The following is an 18779-nucleotide window of genomic DNA, read 5'->3' as shown; positions in this document are numbered from 1 at the left end:
TTACAAATCAGTATAGTATGAAAAAACTGCTCTTGTCTTCAATTATCGTGATCATAGGATTTACCTTTATTGGTAGACTCTCCTATTTGCAGTTATTTCGTTTTTCCCCTGATCAAATATTGGATGATCCAGCCATCAAAAAAATATACGACTACCCTGAACGGGGTTATATCTACGATAGAAATGGGGAGCTTATGGTTGGTAACCAACCGGCTTATGACGTGATGGTGATTCCCCGCGAGGTACAACCGTTGGACACCTTGGAGTTTTGTAGCCTTTTGGGAATCGACAAGGCCACTTTTATAACCAAAATGGAAAAAGCAAGGGTCTATTCACCCAGACTTCCATCTGTTTTGGTCCCCCAACTTTCTAAGGAAGATTATGCCACCCTCCAGGAAAAAATGAGACATTATGTTGGATTTTATATCCAAAAACGATCTTTACGCTACTACACCACGAACAGTGCGGCCAATGTTCTAGGCTATATCAGTGAGGTAAATGAGTGGGACCTACAGAACAATCCCTATTATGTAGCGGGCGAACTGAAAGGTCGCACCGGAATTGAGAAACAGTACGAAGAAGTTTTACGGGGACGAAAAGGGGTAAAACACATCCAAAAAGACCGATTTAATCGTGATATTGGCCCCTACAAAGAGGGTAAATTGGACACACTCCCCGAGCAGGGCACCGAGATTCGTATTACCTTGGATAAAGAACTTCAAGAATACGGTGAAAAATTAATGCACGGTAAAAGAGGCGGTATTGTAGCCCTTGAACCCAAGTCTGGTGAGATTTTAGCCATGATTTCAGGCCCCACTTATGATCCATCGCTTTTGGTGGGCAGGGAACGCTCCAAAAATTATAGCAAACTCCACTACGATACCATTTCCAAACCCACTTGGGACCGTTCCATTTTGGCAGAACCTTCGCCTGGGTCGCCATTTAAAACGTTGAATGCATTGGCAGCTTTGCAAGAAGGCGTTGTTGACCCCAGCACAAAATTTCGGTGTTACCATGGTTTTTACGTTGGCAATACACTAAGAGGATGCCACTGTGGAGGGGGAGTACGCGACATGAACTCTGGTATTTATCAATCATGTAATGCTTATTTTGCAGGTACGTTCAGAAGACTTTTTGACAAGTATCCTACTACGGATGAAGCAATGGATGTTTGGGAAAAACACATGAAAAGTTTTGGTTTAGGTAATTACCTAGGTACGGATTTACCAACAGGAAGACCAGGAAGAATTCCAGATAAGGATTTTTACGACAAATGGTACGGTGATGGAAGATGGGCCGCCTCAACCATAATATCCAATGCTATTGGCCAAGGGGAGATTGCGGCCACCCCGCTTCAGCTGGCCAATATGACTGCCGCCATTGCCAACAGGGGGTACTACTACATCCCACATGTTATAAAAAATATGGGCAGCTCTGGAACCATAGACCCCAAGTATACCGAACCTAATTACACTACCATTGACCGTAAGCATTTTGATCCCGTGATTCAAGGTATGGCCAATGTATACAAATATGGTACGGCCCGATGGGTTCAGATTCCAGATGTTGAAATTGCAGGTAAAACAGGTACCGTTGAAAACTTTGTGAGGGTTGACGGCGAACGAATGCAGCTTACCGACCACTCGGTCTTTGTCGCCTTTGCTCCTGTGGAAAATCCTCAAATTGCCTTGGCCGTTTATATTGAAAATGGGTATTATGGAGCACGCTACGCCGGACATATTGCCTCACTTTTAATTGAAAAATATATTAAAGGCGAAATCACGCGTAAGGACTTGGAGAAGCGTATGCTTGAAAAAACGTTGGAACACGAATATGCCAAACCGTATAGCGGTGAACCTTTCAAGATAAATGAATATGTCTGGTAGAGGGCTTTTTGGAAGGATAGACTGGATCACTATTTTTCTGTATGCCCTTTTGGTCTTCATTGGCTGGATCAATATCTATTCCACTTCGCTGGTAGACCCAAATACTTCAATTTTTGACTTTTCAACACTTTATGGGAAACAGCTCTTTTTTATTGGGCTGGCTGCTTTGGGCATTGTTTTTGTCCTTTTTGTGGAGTCCAATTTTTTTGAGCGCTTCGCCTCTATTTTTTACGTCATATCCATCGTTTTACTTTTAGGTCTCTTTGTGTTCGGAAAAACCATCGCCGGAGCAACATCTTGGTACAATCTTGGTTTTTTCAACCTTCAGCCATCGGAATTGGCAAAAGTGGCCACGGCCCTTGCCCTTGCCAAGTTTTTAAGTGATATCCAAACTGACCTTAAAACAGGAAGGCACCAGTTGTATGCCCTTGCCATTATCCTATTGCCAGCGTTATTGATTTTACCCCAACCTGACCCTGGGAGTGCCCTTATCTACTTTTCGTTCTTTTTTGTGTTGTTTCGGGAAGGGTTCCCATTATATTTTTTGGGAATATTATTGTTCATGGTGATTTTATTTGCCACGACTTTAATGTTCGGAACTGTATGGATTGCCATTGGATTGATCATATTGACCATATTAATCTATACCTTTAAAAGAGCTTCCGTTAAAATTCCGTTCCTGCCTGTTGCAGGTGTCATTGTCCTGTCGATTTTATTTTCCCTTTCGGTGGATTTTGTATATGAAAACATATTTGAACAGCGCCACCGAGATCGTATTGCACTTTGGCTGAGTTTAGAGAAGGATGAAAAAAAGCTGGATGAAATTAGAAAGACCATTGGTTATAACACCTATCAATCTGAAAAAGCCATTGAATCTGGAGGTTTTTTTGGAAAAGGATTTTTAGAGGGTACACGAACCAAAGGAGATTTTGTTCCGGAACAACATACGGATTATATCTTCAGTTCTGTAGGTGAGGAATGGGGATTTCTGGGTACGGCCACCGTAATCTTGTTGTTCTCCGTTTTCTTTCTACGGTTGATTCATATTGCCGAGCGGCAAAAAAGTGATTTCAGCCGAATGTACGGCTATGGGGTTATCTCCATTTTGGTGTTCCACTATTTCATTAACATTGGAATGGTGATCGGATTGCTACCCACCATTGGGGTTCCCCTGCCCTTTTTTAGTTATGGGGGTTCTGGACTAATATTTTTTACAATGTTATTGTTTATTTTCCTTAAGTTGGACTCCAATAGATTAAAGGACGGGATTTAAAACTTCCAACTGGAAGCATCTACCTCGCTCTCCAACTCGTCTTGCCAAACTTCATTCTGCTTTTCAAAAAAATTGATGCCCGTCAGTTTTTCAATACTGTCAATCGAAACCAAAAAATGATGTAAGGGCTCTTTACTTTCTTTGTTGGGCATTAAAAAAGCTACGGCCTTGTTGTTGTTTTTCTGCAAAACAATCTTGTAGAAGGTTTTGGGAACGTCCACATCTTCTTCGCCAATTTCCTCCAATCCACTTTCTAAAATGCCTCCCGTAATCACAACCAAATCGCCATAGGTTTTACACCAATACCGTACTTTCTGTTCCAATCGGTTCCAGACACCTGCATTAAAATCCCTATCCTGCGGACTTATGTTGCTGGTGTAAAATGTTTCATTATAAGCATATTCCGAAAAACGACGATCCCCAGCTGGACACAAGTGGCCTCGGTCGTATCCAGAACCCCTGTAATTTCGCCAATCAGCCGATTTGGTCTTTACCTTAGGGTCTTCAATAAAGTATGGCCGCTTTCTATCATCATAGGTAAGATGGCTTTTTTTGAGTTCATACAGTACCCACTCGGCCTGTTCAAAGGGTTCATTGTAAGAAAGCATGTAGTGCTCGTGCCGCACGATATCTCCCGTGGTGGAACTGGGTAAAAACACCTGTTCAACCATCTCTTCATTTGAACTTTCTGGATTGGAGTATGTAGCGGGAGTATAAAAATTTTTGAATACCCAAAAGCCTATCAAACAAAGGGCAAAAAGGATACTGTATATGGTTTTGTTTTTCATGTATACTGAAAAAATGCTGCTAAAAGCGCGTAAAGTTCATTAAAATATGCGTTTCTAAAAAATACAATCATTCAAAGGATATGCCTATATTGGAAGTATTCCAACCAAAACATTGAAACTAAATAAAGGTTATGGTACAAAAAAGCCTCTCTATTTCCCTACTTGTTGCAACACTCTGCTACGGCACTATGCAAGCGCAAAACTATGTCCCGACCAAAGAAAATCTGGAGAACCGCGAGTGGTTTCAAGATGCAAAATTTGGAATGTTCATTCATTGGGGCATTTACTCCGTTTTGGGTGTGCACGAGTGGGTCATGGAAACGCAATCCATCGATAAAAAAACCTATGAAAAGATAGCTCCTTTTTTTAATCCTACAGCGTTTGATGCCGAGTCATGGGTGCTATTAGCCAAGTCAGCTGGGATGAAATATATTACCGTCACCTCCAAACATCATGATGGGTTCGCCATGTTCGACAGTAAACTTACGGATTGGGACATTATGGACCGAACCGTGTATAAAAAAGATGTTCTAAAGCAATTGGCAGAAGCTTGTAGAAAGCATGGACTAAAGCTTTTCTTTTACTATTCACAATTGGATTGGAACCATCCCGACTATTATCCGCGAGGGGAAACTGGAAACAAAACAGGTAGGCCTGATGAAGGAGATTGGGAGAAATACCTGGATTTCATGAATGGGCAACTTACCGAGCTGTTGACCAATTATGGCGATGTTGCCGGTATTTGGTTTGATGGTTGGTGGGACAAGAAAGAAGCAAATTGGGAACTCAGAAAAACCTACGACCTCATCCATAGCCTGCAGCCACAGGCACTCATTGGAAGCAACCATCATCAGGCACCCATGGATGGCGAAGATTTTCAAATGTTTGAAAAAGACCTTCCTGGTGAGAACAAAGGCGGGTTCAGTGCAGAAGCCAAAATTGGTAAGCTCCCATTGGAAACTGCCGAGACCATGGCGCATCGTTGGGGGTTCTCATTACAAGATAAAGCCTATAAATCCACTAAAGAACTCATTCACTATTTGGTAAAAGCAGCCGGACACAACAGTAATTTTCTCTTGAACGTGGGGCCGATGCCCAATGGAAAGATTCAACCTGAGTTTGTGGATACCTTAAAAATTATTGGCGAATGGACTTCCAAAAATGGCGAAACCATATATGGAACTCGTGGTGGACCAGTACCCCCACAAACTTGGGGTGTTACCACGCAAAAGAATAACTCAGTCTTTGTCCATATCCTCGATTGGAAATCAAATTCATTTCTCTTGCCCAATTTCTCCGGAACTATTGCAAATTTGGTTGATTTCAATAGCAAAAAGCCCTTGGAGTATGAATCAACAGCTTTTGGCACCTTAATTCAACTCCCTGATAATTGGAGTGGCGAAATGGATTACATTATAGAGGTATCTATCAAATAAAAAAACCGGCCTTTTTAAGGCCGGTTTTTATTACTTTACTGTTATTGTTTAGTCCTTATTGGCACTCGCCAATTTTCTTTCAGTACTCTTGATGTTGTTCATCTGCAAATCTTTGAGCACATTCACGGCTTCTTCAACATAAACATCTTTGGCCAAATCTTTGTGCCATCTGTCTCTTTTCTCCCTAAGCACAGAATCTTGGGTGAACAGCTCAGTTTCATATTGTAAGGAACCAAAAGTTAATTTGGAATCATAATCCCTAAGACTTTTAAATTTATCCGACCGTTTTTTGGCTTCGCTTTCTTTTGTTACAAATTTATCGTAGTTGAGCGAAACAACGGTTTCATCTTGTTGTTCCTTGATCCATCTTGCGTTTTCCTCAATCAATTTGATTTGGGGATTGTTGGCCATACGTTTTTTACTGTTCTCAACAGTAGTTTCAAGATCGATGTAGCCATCCCAAACTTTATAATCGGCTGGGGTGATTTTATCCCATCCTAGTGGGTTTTCTTGGTCACGCTCACCCAAATCGATATAGGAATATCTGTCTGGAACAATGATGTCACTTTTAACACCTTCCAATTGTGTAGAGCCTCCATTGATTCGATAGAATTTTTGAGTGGTCAATTTAATGGCACCCAAATCGCCATGTTCATTGCTACGGACAATATTGTCCAATGGAATTACATTTTGAACCGTTCCTTTACCAAAGGTCTGCTTGCTTCCAATAACAACAGCCCGCTTATAATCCTGCATGGCGGCTGCCAAAATTTCAGAAGCGGAAGCTGACAATTCATTCACCATGATCACTAGAGGACCATCCCATTGAATACGTTCATCCTTGTCTTCATGAACTTCTTTTCGCTGTCCAGAAGAACGAACCTGTACAATAGGACCATCCTTGATGAACAAGCCGGCCATTTCAACAACCGTTTTCAAGGACCCTCCTCCGTTATCCCGAAGGTCAAGAATAATTCCTTCAACGCCATCTTCTTTAAGACGCTCCACTTCTTTGGCTACATCAGTGGCGGCATTTCGGTCTGTATAATCTTCAAAATCCACATAGAATTTAGGTAGATTGATGATTCCATATTCGTGGTCATCACTTTTAATGGTGGCGGATTTAGCATAGGATTCTTCCAACTCCACTACATCGCGTGTAATGGAAACTTTTTCGATGGTTCCATCCACTTTTCTTACGGTAAGGTTCACAATAGTACCTTTAGGGCCTTTGATCAATTTTATGGCATCATCCAATCGCATTCCCACTATATCAATGGCTTCCTCACCCTCTTGTCCAACTTTTAGAATTTCATCGCCCACTTCCAGGCTCTGATCTCTCCATACAGGACCTCCGGAGATGATCTCCACAATTTTTGCTCCTTCAGGTCTCTTTTGCAAACGGGCGCCAATACCTTCAAACTTACCGGACATACCAATGTCAAAACGTTCTTTTTCTTCCGGCGCAAAATAAAATGTATGTGGATCAAATTCATCCACTATGGTATTGATGTACTGTACAAACCAATCTTTGCGCTCTAGATCATCTACAAAATCAAAATACTCGTCCAGATTCTCTCTTACATTCTCACGGGCCTCTTGTTCAGTCACTGCTTTGTCAATGGAACTTGGAAATTCATTAAAAGCAATGATATCAGTGGACACCTCTCCATCCCCATTCTGAATCATTTCAGAAATCCTATTCTCAACCTTATTTCCAAAAATAGCCAGCGCATTGTACTTCAACTGCTTTCTCCAACGTTCACGAAGTTGCTTTTTGTTGGCCGCGAATTCTTGCTCACTGTAATCTATCTCAATGGTTTCATCCAAGGTGTAGTCAAACGGCTCAGAGAGGACCTCTTTGTAGATCTCCTTGGCTTCGTTCATGCGGACCATTAAACGTTGGTAAACAATATTGAAAAATGTGATTTCGGTATTCTTGATCTCATCATCGATCATGAACCGGTATTTTTCAAACTCCCTAACATCGCTCTCCAGAAAATAACGTTTGGTAGGGTCCAAAATGTCTATAAAGTCATCAAAAACACTGGAACTGAAGGTGTCATCCAAGTTTTTGGGCTCGTAGTGCCCTCTTTCCAACACGTAGGTAATTAAATCCAGTAACAGTTTATCCTTATCATCATTTTCAAAAGACTTGCTTGTGAAACTGCAGGAGGCTACTGCAACAAGAATTACTAGTAGTGCCAAAACAAAATTCTTCTTCATAAATCTATTTTTTTCGGAGTGATGGAATTTGAATTTTCCATTTCTTCATCCGTCATTTCTACTCGTATGAATTCCCTAAGATACTGAAAAAACCATGCCACTTCGGGCATTGTCATTTAATTTTTTGTTAAACAGTAAAGACTTCATATCCTTATGAAAAACGTATTTTTATACCATTAATTATCCAAAATGAAAAAACCACTCATACTGGTCACCAATGATGATGGAATTACAGCCCCTGGATTACGGGCTTTGATACGGACCATGAAGCAATTGGGAGACGTGGTGGTCGTGGCCCCGGACAGTCCCCAATCGGGCATGGGGCATGCCATAACCGTTGACAGCACCCTATTTTCCAAAAAGGTGGTAGTGGATCATGAGGAGGGTGCTCCCAACGAGTACAGCTGCAGCGGAACCCCAGCAGATTGTGTAAAATTGGCACTGCGAGTAATTCTTGACCGAACCCCTGATATTTGTGTAAGTGGCATTAACCACGGTTCCAATTCGTCCATAAATGTAATTTATTCAGGAACGATGAGTGCTGCCATTGAGGCAGGCATCGAAGGAATTCCCGCCATCGGTTTTTCACTGTGCGATTATTCATGGGAAGCGAATTTTGAACCAGCACTGGACGCCGTCAAAAATATTGTGTCCGAAGCACTGACCAACGGAATTCCAAAAGGAACCGTACTCAACGTGAACATTCCCAAATCGAATGACACCCCAAAAGGCATAAAAGTCTGCAGACAGGCCCGAGGAAACTGGAAAGAGAAGTTTGATGCCCGAACTAGTCCTTCAGGCAAGGAATATTACTGGCTTACCGGGGAATTTGAACTATTGGATAAAGGGGAAGATACAGATGAATGGGCCTTGTCCCAAGGATTTATCTCTGTGGTACCCACCCAATTTGACCTTACGGCGCATCATGCCATACCACAAATAAACAATTGGAATTTAAATGAACACTAAAAAGGAGATTTTAATAGGGTTTATAGTAGGAATCATTGCCAACGTTTTTGGCACGCTCATCTATGTTTTGTTGTTTTCTGATTTGGGCATTGCGGAGACCTTTAACGCTGCCATTGACCAAGGCCATATGGGTAGTCTGTTGGCTCTAGGAGCTATCTTGAATTTGGTGGCTTTTTTTGGATTCCTTCGAATAAAGCGGGAACATAGGGCCAGAGGAGTCATGATTGCCACTTTGGTTACAGCATTGGTCATTTTATTTTATAAAGTGTTTGCCTAAATAAGCGCAAATGCAAGCTCAAAATTCAAGTGCAAAATGATACTTGAACTTGTGCTTGAAACTTGGACTTGAACTTGAGATTTTGGTATGAAATACTACATCATTGCCGGCGAAGCTTCTGGTGACCTGCACGGTTCCAACCTCATCAAGGGTCTTAAAAAAAAGGACCCCTCAGCGGAAATACGTTGCTGGGGCGGTGACCTCATGCAGCAGGCTGGGGGGCAATTGGCCAAGCATTACAAAGACATGGCATTTATGGGGTTTTTGGAGGTGATTGCCAACATTCCCACTATCTTCAAAAACATTTCATTTTGCAAAGAGGACATTAAAAAGTTTAATCCAGATGTGGTCATTTTTATTGATTTTTCTGGCTTCAACCTTCGGATTGCCAAATGGGCCAAGAAAAATGGATTCAGGACCAACTATTACATTTCCCCGCAGATTTGGGCCTCACGCGAAGGCCGAATCAAAAAAATAAAACGGGATATTGATGCGATGTACGTCATTCTTCCTTTTGAAAAGGAGTTTTACGAAAAAAAGCATGGCTATCCAGTTCAATTTGTGGGACATCCGCTTATTGATGCCATCGAAAACACTCCAATAGTTGACGAAGCTACATTTCGAAAAGAAAATGATTTGGATGCGCACAAACCCATCATTGCCCTGCTTCCCGGAAGCCGAAGGCAGGAAGTCCAAAAAATGTTGGATGTGATGCTCTCCATTAAAGCTGATTTCCCTGAGTATCAATTTGTAATTGCTGGGGCACCCAGCCTTCCCGATGAATTCTATGCTCCCTTTTTAAAAGGGAACAAAGTAGGCTACGTTTCCAACAAAACCTACTCCCTTTTAGAACATTCCCACGCCGCATTGGTCACCAGTGGAACAGCCACTTTGGAGACAGCTTTGTTTGAAATCCCTCAAGTAGTGTGTTACAAGGGCAACTGGATTTCGTACCAAATTGCAAAGCGCATCATTACCCTCGATTTTATTTCCCTCGTAAATCTTATCATGAAAAAAGAAGTTGTCAAAGAACTGATTCAAAGCGAACTAACTTCTAAAAATCTTAAAAAAGAGCTCTCCAAAATTATTGAAGGGCATGAACGTGAACGTATCTTGGTAGACTATAAAATCCTAAAGGAAAAATTGGGCGGTAAAGGCGCCAGTCAATTGGCAGCTCGATTAATCGTTGAAAATGCTTAGATTTAGCCTCCAAGAAAGTAATACAATTTCTTGGATGTTACGTAAAACCATTTTCTTACTACTTTTTCTTGTCGTGGTAGCCTGCGGTCCTGGCAAGAGAAAACGAACCTACAGCAAGACCCGAACCGTTACGGTAGAGGGGTCAACCAATGACACTATCCCCCTAGAATCCAGAGAAGAAGAACCGGTCAATGCTAAGGCTGAGGCCATAATTTCTACCGCTATGGGCTATTCTGGAACACGTTACAAATATGGGGGCACCACCAAAAAAGGCATGGATTGTTCCGGATTGGTCTATGTTTCCCTACGGGAAAACGATATTCTATTTCCTCGGGTTTCCTACCAAATGGCCGAAGAAGGCCAGCGAATCAGGGTGGATGAAGTACAAAAAGGAGATCTCCTTTATTTTAAGACCGGTAAAAGCGGAAAGCGCGTCAACCATGTGGGGTTGGTCGTGGACGTGGAAGGGGACGACATTAAATTCATACATGCCACAACCTCCCGGGGTGTTTTGGTATCCTCATTACGGGAGGGATATTGGAACTATTCCTTTGTGAAGGCCATGCGTATTTTGTAGTGCGTTTGTTTAATTTTGTGTCCGTTAAGCTCTGCTTGTGCTTGATGGTAGGCATTATTTTGGGTTTTTATATCGAGGTCGCTCCGTTTTTCCCGTTGCTGGCGATGCTTCTGTTTTTCCCCATTTTATTCTGGTTGCAAAAAAGGCAGTCCCGAAAAAAATTACCCTATTTTGAAATCGCGACTGCCCTAACCACAATTTCTTTGGGGATTTTTGTGATTTCCATCGCTATGGGCAAAAGCTTAGGAAATCATTATGCCCACCACAATTTTGAAAAAGAAAACATGTGGCACCTAAAGGTGAGGGAGATTTTAAAACCAAATCCCTATTCTCAACGTTATGTTACCCAAGTCATTTCTTTGGATGAAGAAGAAGTTGTTGGAAAAATACTACTCAATCTTCCGGTTGACTCAACTTCCTCAAAATTGAGTGTGGATGATGAAATCTTTGTGCTTTCCACTACCGAAGCTATCAATCCTCCACTGAATCCATATCAATTTGATTATAAAGATTATTTGCGGAAACAAGCCATTTATCACCAAATTAGGGCGACACACAATGCTATTTTACGTGTTGATAATCCGTCAACCACCCTTTTGGGATTGGCTTCAAATACTCGAGAGCACATTATCTCAAAATTGAAAAAAGAATCATTCGGCGCCGAGGAACTGAGCGTTATTCAAGCCTTGTTGTTGGGCCAACGCGATGATATTTCGGAAAGTACCTATAACGACTACAAAAACGCAGGTGCTGTCCATATTTTGGCCGTATCTGGGCTTCATGTTGGGATTTTACTCTTGCTCCTACAGTTCTTATTGTCGCCCTTGGAGCGTTTCTCGAAGGGAAAGACCCTAAAACTATTGCTGGTGGTGCTCTTGCTTTGGGCCTATGCTTTTGTGGCAGGATTATCGCCATCCATAGTCCGGGCAGTGACCATGTTTACGTTTTTGGCCTATGCCATGTACTTGAATCGACCCACCAATTCATTCAATATCATTGCATTGTCCATGTTGTTTATTCTTTTGATTAAGCCCTTGTTTTTATTTCAGGTTGGGTTTCAAATGAGTTACGCCGCTGTTTTTGCCATTGTTTGGGTTTACCCGAAATTGCAGAAGTTTTGGTTTCCTGAAAATTTGGTTGTTCGGAAAACCTGGCAATTATTATCCGTGAGCGTTGCAGCGCAATTGGGTGTTTTGCCAATCAGTTTGTTTTATTTTCATCAGTTTCCTGCTCTGTTTTTTATCTCCAATCTTGTGATCATTCCTTTTTTGGGGTTGATTTTGGGTATGGGTATTTTGCTCATCGTTTTATCCCTAATCAATCAACTTCCCATATTCCTTGTTGATAGCTATAATTGGGTCATTGGAATGATGAACACGATAGTAAATTGGGTGGCAAAGCAAGAAGGCTTTATCATCAAAGACATTCCTTTTGATTCCGTTCAACTGGTCTTGGGGTACATCATGATTATTTCTTTAGTGGTGTTTCTGTCCCGCCCGAAACTGAAAACCGCCTTGATCCTATTTTATGGAATTATCGCGCTGCAAACATGGGCCATTTGGAGCCAATTTCAACTCCAAACCAAAGAAAGTCTCACCTTGGTCCATAAATCGCGAAACACCATTTTGTTACATCAAACTGGGAAGGATTTGAATGTATTTGCACAAGACACCGCCAGTGTGGACAGAATTGTGAATGATTTTGCTGTGGCGGAGCGCATTCAACAAATCACCAAAAAACAACGTCAAAATAGCTACTTCATCAACCGAAGAAAGTTGTATGTAATGGATAGTTTTGGATTCTACCCTTTAAACAAAGAGTTGGATTTTCTACTACTCACCCAATCCCCAAAAATTAATTTGGAAAGGGTATTGGATTCCATTCAACCGAAAATAGTACTGGCCGATGGTAGCAACTATAGAAGCATAATAGATCATTGGAAAATCACGTGTGCCCAAAAAGAAATCCCTTTCCACTACACCGGTGAAAAGGGATATTATGTTTTTGATTTCGAATAACCTTAATGGACGTTGCCCATCAATCGTTTCATCAATGGTGCAAAAATCAAGACTACGACTCCTGCGACCAACGAGTATTTGGCAATGAGTGCAAAACCATCCAGGTAGACAGAAAGGGTTTCCAAACCTCCTACGTTTTTATCCGTGCTTTCTATGGCCAATTGTTTGGAAATAAAACCAACAATTTGAAACGCGTAGGATGATGACAGGAACCATACCCCCATCATAAAGGCTACAATCCGTTTTGGTGAAAGGTCCGTTATTTTGGAAAGCCCTACGGGCGACATGAACAATTCCCCTACCGAAATTAAGAAGTACAAGGCCAACAAGTATGAAAATGGCACCATTCCGTTTTCATCGGCACTGCCCCCACTCAAAGAGACCACATAAAAAGCCAAGCCTGCAAGCACGAGCCCCATTCCAAATTTATAAGGTGTTCGTGGGTTGAGTTTCTTCTTTGCCAAATAGGTCCACATCACAGAAATAGGAATGGACAGCAATACAATAAAAATTGAATTCAATGCATTGGTCTGACTGGCATTGATAATGGAAAGATTTACGTTTCGTGCCGCGAAAAGCGTAATCACACTACCATGGAGTTCATGGAATCCCCAGAAAATGGTCATGAAAAATGTAATCAACAACGCCATGAACAACTTTTTACGTTCATCAGCCGTTGCCTTGACCATAATGGTGCCCATATAGACCAAAATGGCTATACCAATTAATTTGAACAATACATTTACAATGTTCTGATCTTCAAAAAAGGAACCTTCTCCTCCCAATGATTTATAGGAATACAATAGAAAAGCAATCAATGGCGCAGAAAGAAACGCTACGGCCGGGATAAAGTGCTTCTGTGGAATTCCGAAAATCTTTTTTTCATACACTTCCATACTCGGCGGCCTACCTCCTTCTCCAAAAACATTCTTTTTTATTCCGCTCCAAAAGAACAGCAGCCCCGTCAACATACCAATTCCGGCTAAGCCGAAACCGTAATGCCACCCGTAGGTGGCTCCCAGCCATCCACATAGTAAGGGTGCAATGGCACCTCCAATATTTATCCCCATATAAAAAATGGTGAAACCAGAGTCTTTCTTGGCATCACCATCTTCATATAACGTTCCAACAAATGTTGAAATGTTCGGCTTAAAAAACCCATTCCCAACAATAATAAAGGCCAAGGCCAGAAAGAAAGCCACATCATTTTCAATGGCCAATACAAAATGTCCCAAAGCCATCAAAACACCTCCTAAAAAAATAGAGGCACGCATCCCTAGAATGGAATCCGAAATTTTACCTCCAATAACGGTAGAAGCATATACCAATGATCCATACGATGCATATACCGCTGCGGCTGCGTAATCTCTAGTAGACAATGCCTCGAAAATGACATTGACCATATATAAGGTGAGCAAGGCCCGCATTCCATAAAAACTGAATCGTTCCCAGAGCTCAGCAAAAAACAGGTAAAAAAGGCCAATAGGATGCCCAAAAAGGGTCTTTTCATTGGCTGGTTTGGTTAAATCCGACATATATCTTCTGTTTGGTTATAAATTCTCTTTGACGAAGTTGGTCATCTTGGTGAACAAATGCAGCCGTGTATTGCCGCCGTATATTCCATGGTTCTTATCGGGGTAAATTGCCCAATCAAATGGTTTATTGGCCTGTACCAAGGCTTCGATCATGCGCATGGTGTTCTGCACATGGACATTGTCATCCCCGGAACCATGCACCAATAAATAATCCCCTTTTAACAGTTCTGGATAATTAAAAGGAGAATTATCATCATATCCGCTAGGATTTTCCTGTGGGGTCTGCATGTATCGTTCGGTATAAATGGTGTCATAAAATCGCCATGAAGTCACTGGGGCTACCGCTATCGCCATTTCAAAAGTATCGTTCCCTTTTAGGATACAGTTGGTGGACATAAATCCGCCATAACTCCACCCCCAAATGCCGGTACGGTCTTCATCAATATAGGGGAGTTCGCTCAATTTTTTGGCCGCGGCAATTTGGTCCTCCACTTCGTATTTGCCCAATTCTTTTTGGGTCAGTTTTTTAAAGTCTCTTCCTTTAAAACCAGTTCCCCTACCATCCACACAGGCCACAACGTACCCTTCGGATGCCAGGAGTTGATGCCAATAATCATTGCTGCCCAGCCAGGTATTCGCCACTTGTTGCGAACCAGGTCCACTATATTGAAACATGAACAGTGGATATTTTTTATTAGGGTCAAAATTTGCGGGCTTTATCATCCACATGTTTAGGTCGTAGCCATTAATCTTGATGGTAGAAAATTCCTTTGGAACAAACTCGTACTGCTGCAATTTGGTCAGGAGAGCAGAATTGTCTTTAATGGCTTTTACCAACTTTCCATCCGAAGCTTTATGCAAGGTAAACTCAAAAGGCGTTCCTGCACTTGAGTAGGTATTTATATAATAGGTATAATCGGCACTAAAATCCGCAGTATTGGTGCCCTCTTTTGTTGAAAGTCGCTTTTTCTTTTTACCCTTTGTTGAAATGCTGTACACATCCCTATTAATAGACCCGTTTTCTACCGACTGGTAATAGATTCTATCGTTGGAAGCATCGTACCCATAATAATGGGTGACTTCCCACGGTCCTTCGGTAATCTGGTTTTTCAGTTTTCCGTCCTTTGCATAAAGATATAAATGGTTGAATCCATCACTTTCGCTGGTCCAGATAAAACTGTCATCTGCCAAAAAGGTAAGGTCGTCATCAATGTCCACGTAAGCATCATCTTTTTCTTCGAGCAGTACCGACACAGAATTATCCTTGGCATTTACATCCAACAACTTCAAGTCATTTTGATGACGATTCAAGGTCTGTACACTCAAATGGTTTGGGTTGTTCATCCATTTAATTCTTGGAATGTAGTAGGGTTCGCCCAAATCAACCGGAGTTATGGAGCCTGAAGCGACATCCAATAAATGAAGTGTGACCTTGGAATTGGCTTCACCTGCCTTGGGGTACTTAAATTCATGCTGATAGGGATAAAGGTTGGTCCCGTACACATCCATGGAAAAGTGGGGTACTTCGGTCTCATCAAATTGAAGGAAGGCTATTTTGGTTCCGTCACTGTTCCATTCAAAAGCACGTACAAAACCAAATTCCTCTTCGTAGACCCAATCCGTAATCCCATTGATTATGGTGCCTTTGTTGCCATCAACCGTCAACTGTTTTGTGGACTGCGAGGCTACATCAAACACATATAAATTATTGTTCAAGACATAGGCCACTTGCTTCCCGTTAGGCGAGAGCAGGGGCTCTTGAATCTTGGTTTCGGAAATCTGGGTCAGGTTTTTTGTATTGATATCATATACGTAGTATATACCCAATCGAGAGCGTCTAAAAATGGGCTCAACCTCAGTGGCCAACAATACTTTAGATTCATCATCACTAAATGTATACGATGTAAAGTAGGGAACACTTCCACCAGAGGAAACAATAGTCTCTACCTTTTCCAAGGTTTCATAATCATATTTATCCAAGCTGCTGTTCTGTGGCGACCGGGAAAAATTAAGGATGGTGTATTGTTTTCCATTTTTCAGGGAACGGAGTACATCCATGCGTTCGGTTCTGAATTCGCCGCCCCAAATTTCCTCAAGGGTAATTTTTTTCTTCTGTGCGGTGGAAATGGCAAGAAATCCGAACACAGATACAAACAGGAGGAACTGTTTTCTCATGTGTGAAAATTTATTAAAAACTCCCAAGTTTACTAATATTTATCCAAAAAATAAATTTTGGTGTTGCATTTACAACAATAATCACCTATCTGAACTACGTTTGTTCACCATTAGGTATACATAGTATAAGCCAAAGTTCTATTATATTTATATTTGATGCCTTTAACCCAACACTATGAACACTCCTGTTGAAGGATTCTCGAAACGTTCCAAAGCCGAAAAGATAAATTGGATCGCTGAGCACTATACCAAGGACCCCAAGGCCTCTAAAGCCATTTTGGAGCAGTACTGGAACACCAATCCAAAAATGCAGAAACTGCATGATGAGTTCATAGAAAATACGCTTACCAACTATTATCTTCCTTTTGCCATTGCCCCTAATTTTTTGATCAATGAAAAGCTATATGCCATTCCCATGGCCATAGAGGAAAGTTCCGTTGTGGCCGCCGCCAGTAAGGCTGCCAAATTTTGGTTAACCCGGGGCGGATTTAAAACGGAGATTTTAGGAACCGAGAAAGTGGGACAGGTGCATTTTATGTATAGGGGAAATAATCGGGCCCTTCAATCCTTTTTTGAAGAATTAAAGCCCAAACTACATAAGAGTGTCTCTTCTATTACCAAAAACATGGAAAAGCGAGGTGGGGGCATCAGGAAAATTGAGTTAAGAAATCTTAGCGACCAAATGGAAGGGTATTACCAACTCCATTGCACTTTTGAGACCTTAGATGCCATGGGGGCCAATTTTATCAATTCATGTTTGGAGCAGTTTGCCAAGACGTTGAAGGAGCAGGCACAGCAATATGATGCCTTTTCTGAAGATGAAAAAAATTTGGAAGTGGTGATGAGTATTCTATCCAACTATGTGCCCAATTGTTTGGCCAGAGCCGAAGTAAGTTGCCCTGTTTCACAATTGGATGCTGACCCTACGTTGGCCAAGGAATTCGCCAACAAGTTCATACGGGCCATAACTATTGCCAATTTGGAACCGCACCGGGCCGTAACACACAATAAAGGGATCATGAACGGTGTTGACGCCGTGATCTTGGCTACTGGAAATGATTTTAGGGCGGTGGAGGCCGGGGTACATGCCTATGCCGCGAAAGATGGTCGTTACTCAAGTTTGACGCACGCTACGGTTGAGGGAGATACCTTTAAGTTTTGGATTGAAATACCCTTGGCACTTGGCACTGTTGGCGGGCTGACCACCTTGCATCCCTTGGTGAAGCTTGCCTTGGAAATCCTTCAAAATCCATCGGCTAAAGCGCTTATGGAAATTGTTGCCGTGGCAGGGCTTGCCCAGAATTTTGCAGCGGTGCGATCCTTGGTCACAACAGGAATCCAAAAAGGGCACATGAAGATGCACTTGTTGAATATGCTCAATCAAATGGGGGCCACCGAAGTTGAAAAACAACAACTAGTAGAGCATTTTAAACACCATGTTGTCACGAATGCTTCGGTAAAAGAAGCTTTGGAAAAGATTCAGTCCCAATAATGGAAAAGGAGTTTTACAGCAACGGAAAACTGCTGCTCTCTGGGGAATATGCAATCTTGGACGGGGCATTAGGCCTGGCAATTCCCACAAAACAAGGACAATCCCTGAAGGTTTCTGAATTGGATTCGGAGGTTTTAAAGTGGACGAGTTTTGATACAAAGAAGGAAATTTGGTTTCAAGCGGAATTCGACCTGAAAAGTTTCGGAATACGAACTGCTTCAGATGAGAAAGTAGCCCTAACCTTGATCCAACTTCTGACAGAAGCAAGAAATCAGAATCCTGACTTTCTATCCAACCATGCTGGCTTTAAAGTGGAAACGCATTTGGGATTTCCGCGTTCTTGGGGGCTGGGTACTTCATCGACCTTAATCAACAACATAGCAGAATGGGCCCAAGTGGATGCGTACCAATTGCTTTGGAATGCTTTTGGCGGCAGTGGGTACGACATTGCATGTGCGCAACACAATTCTCCCATCACTTATCAAATCCAAGATGGCATTCCAAAAGTCAATAGGGTTGTGTTTTCACCTTCTTTTAAGGAATCGCTTTATTTTGTGCACCTCAACGAAAAGCAAAGTAGTAGGGAAGCCATAGCTGCCTATAAAGAACAGCAATTTAACAGAGTTAAGCTTATCCATAGCATTTCTCTGTTGACGCGACAGATGATCAACGCCACATCTTTGGATGGATTTGAATTGGTCATTGCACAACATGAGGCCATCATGTCCGAGGTACTTCAAACTCCTACAATAAAATCCAGACTTTTTCCAGATTATTCGGGCAGCATCAAAAGTCTTGGAGCGTGGGGTGGAGATTTTATTTTGGCCACTGGAAATGATCAAACCCCGGATTATTTTAAGTCTAAGGGATATAAAACCGTAATTGCATTTTCAGAAATGCTATTGTAAGAATGAAACATGCCCAAAA

At 41.8% G+C, this 18779-nt stretch carries 14 protein-coding genes; 10 read left to right on the top strand and 4 right to left on the bottom strand.

Annotated features, from left to right (window positions below; all coding sequences use genetic code 11):
* Positions 1-17: 17 nt before the first annotated feature.
* On the top strand, positions 18-1886 hold the full coding sequence (locus tag AB1A65_RS07495) for a penicillin-binding transpeptidase domain-containing protein (protein WP_366587381.1): 1869 nt from the start codon (positions 18-20) through the stop codon (positions 1884-1886).
* Positions 1876-3159, top strand: coding sequence for a rod shape-determining protein RodA (gene rodA / locus AB1A65_RS07490; protein ID WP_366587379.1), 1284 nt, complete (start codon positions 1876-1878; stop codon positions 3157-3159). The genes AB1A65_RS07495 and rodA overlap by 11 nt, the downstream gene beginning before the upstream one ends.
* Here rodA and AB1A65_RS07485 read toward each other — a convergent pair.
* Complete coding sequence (locus AB1A65_RS07485; protein WP_366587377.1) at positions 3156-3947, bottom strand: DNA/RNA non-specific endonuclease; 792 nt, start codon at positions 3945-3947, stop codon at positions 3156-3158. The two genes, rodA and AB1A65_RS07485, sit on opposite strands and share 4 nt — an antisense overlap.
* 131 nt (positions 3948-4078) lie before the next feature.
* Between AB1A65_RS07485 and AB1A65_RS07480 the strand changes: the two genes are divergently transcribed.
* The gene (locus AB1A65_RS07480; protein WP_366587376.1) at positions 4079-5383 is read left to right on the top strand and encodes an alpha-L-fucosidase; all 1305 of its coding nucleotides are present in this window, start codon (positions 4079-4081) and stop codon (positions 5381-5383) included.
* 48 nt (positions 5384-5431) lie between these two features.
* On the opposite strand, the gene AB1A65_RS07475 is transcribed toward AB1A65_RS07480, so the two are convergent.
* The gene (locus tag AB1A65_RS07475; protein WP_366587374.1) at positions 5432-7609 is read right to left on the bottom strand and encodes a carboxy terminal-processing peptidase; all 2178 of its coding nucleotides are present in this window, start codon (positions 7607-7609) and stop codon (positions 5432-5434) included.
* A gap of 189 nt (positions 7610-7798) precedes the next feature.
* On the opposite strand from AB1A65_RS07475, the gene surE reads away from it, so the two are divergent.
* The 5 genes from surE to AB1A65_RS07450 all read left to right on the top strand — a co-directional run bounded on the left by surE (position 7799) and on the right by AB1A65_RS07450 (position 12650).
* Complete coding sequence (gene surE, locus AB1A65_RS07470; protein ID WP_366587371.1) at positions 7799-8578, top strand: 5'/3'-nucleotidase SurE; 780 nt, start codon at positions 7799-7801, stop codon at positions 8576-8578.
* Positions 8568-8855, top strand: a complete 288-nt coding sequence (locus AB1A65_RS07465) for a hypothetical protein (RefSeq protein WP_366587369.1) — start codon at positions 8568-8570, stop codon at positions 8853-8855. The genes surE and AB1A65_RS07465 overlap by 11 nt, the downstream gene beginning before the upstream one ends.
* An 87-nt stretch (positions 8856-8942) precedes the next feature.
* The gene (gene lpxB / locus AB1A65_RS07460; protein WP_366587367.1) at positions 8943-10055 is read left to right on the top strand and encodes a lipid-A-disaccharide synthase; all 1113 of its coding nucleotides are present in this window, start codon (positions 8943-8945) and stop codon (positions 10053-10055) included.
* Positions 10048-10632, top strand: coding sequence for a C40 family peptidase (locus AB1A65_RS07455; protein WP_366587365.1), 585 nt, complete (start codon positions 10048-10050; stop codon positions 10630-10632). Before lpxB ends, AB1A65_RS07455 begins: the two co-directional genes overlap by 8 nt.
* 44 nt (positions 10633-10676) lie before the next feature.
* Positions 10677-12650 carry a ComEC/Rec2 family competence protein gene (locus AB1A65_RS07450; RefSeq protein WP_366587510.1) on the top strand — a complete coding sequence of 658 codons (1974 nt, stop codon included), beginning with the start codon at positions 10677-10679 and terminating at the stop codon, positions 12648-12650.
* A 2-nt stretch (positions 12651-12652) separates the two neighbouring features.
* Here the strand turns inward: AB1A65_RS07450 and AB1A65_RS07445 are convergent, their stop codons facing one another.
* Complete coding sequence (locus AB1A65_RS07445; protein WP_366587363.1) at positions 12653-14185, bottom strand: oligopeptide:H+ symporter; 1533 nt, start codon at positions 14183-14185, stop codon at positions 12653-12655.
* Between the two features lie 15 nt (positions 14186-14200).
* Positions 14201-16360 carry a S9 family peptidase gene (locus tag AB1A65_RS07440; protein ID WP_366587361.1) on the bottom strand — a complete coding sequence of 720 codons (2160 nt, stop codon included), beginning with the start codon at positions 16358-16360 and terminating at the stop codon, positions 14201-14203.
* Between the two features lie 175 nt (positions 16361-16535).
* On the opposite strand from AB1A65_RS07440, the gene AB1A65_RS07435 reads away from it, so the two are divergent.
* Entirely contained in the window at positions 16536-17852 is a 1317-nt protein-coding gene (locus AB1A65_RS07435; RefSeq protein WP_366587358.1) for a hydroxymethylglutaryl-CoA reductase, degradative, read from the top strand.
* Positions 17852-18760: a GYDIA family GHMP kinase gene (locus tag AB1A65_RS07430; RefSeq protein ID WP_366587356.1), complete on the top strand. Its 909-nt coding sequence runs from the start codon at positions 17852-17854 to the stop codon at positions 18758-18760. Before AB1A65_RS07435 ends, AB1A65_RS07430 begins: the two co-directional genes overlap by 1 nt.
* Positions 18761-18779: the final 19 nt, after the last annotated feature.

Source organism: Allomuricauda sp. ANG21 (assembly GCF_040705235.1).
Taxonomy (GTDB): domain Bacteria; phylum Bacteroidota; class Bacteroidia; order Flavobacteriales; family Flavobacteriaceae; genus Flagellimonas; species Flagellimonas marina.
This window is presented reverse-complemented; position numbering and strand designations above follow the sequence as displayed.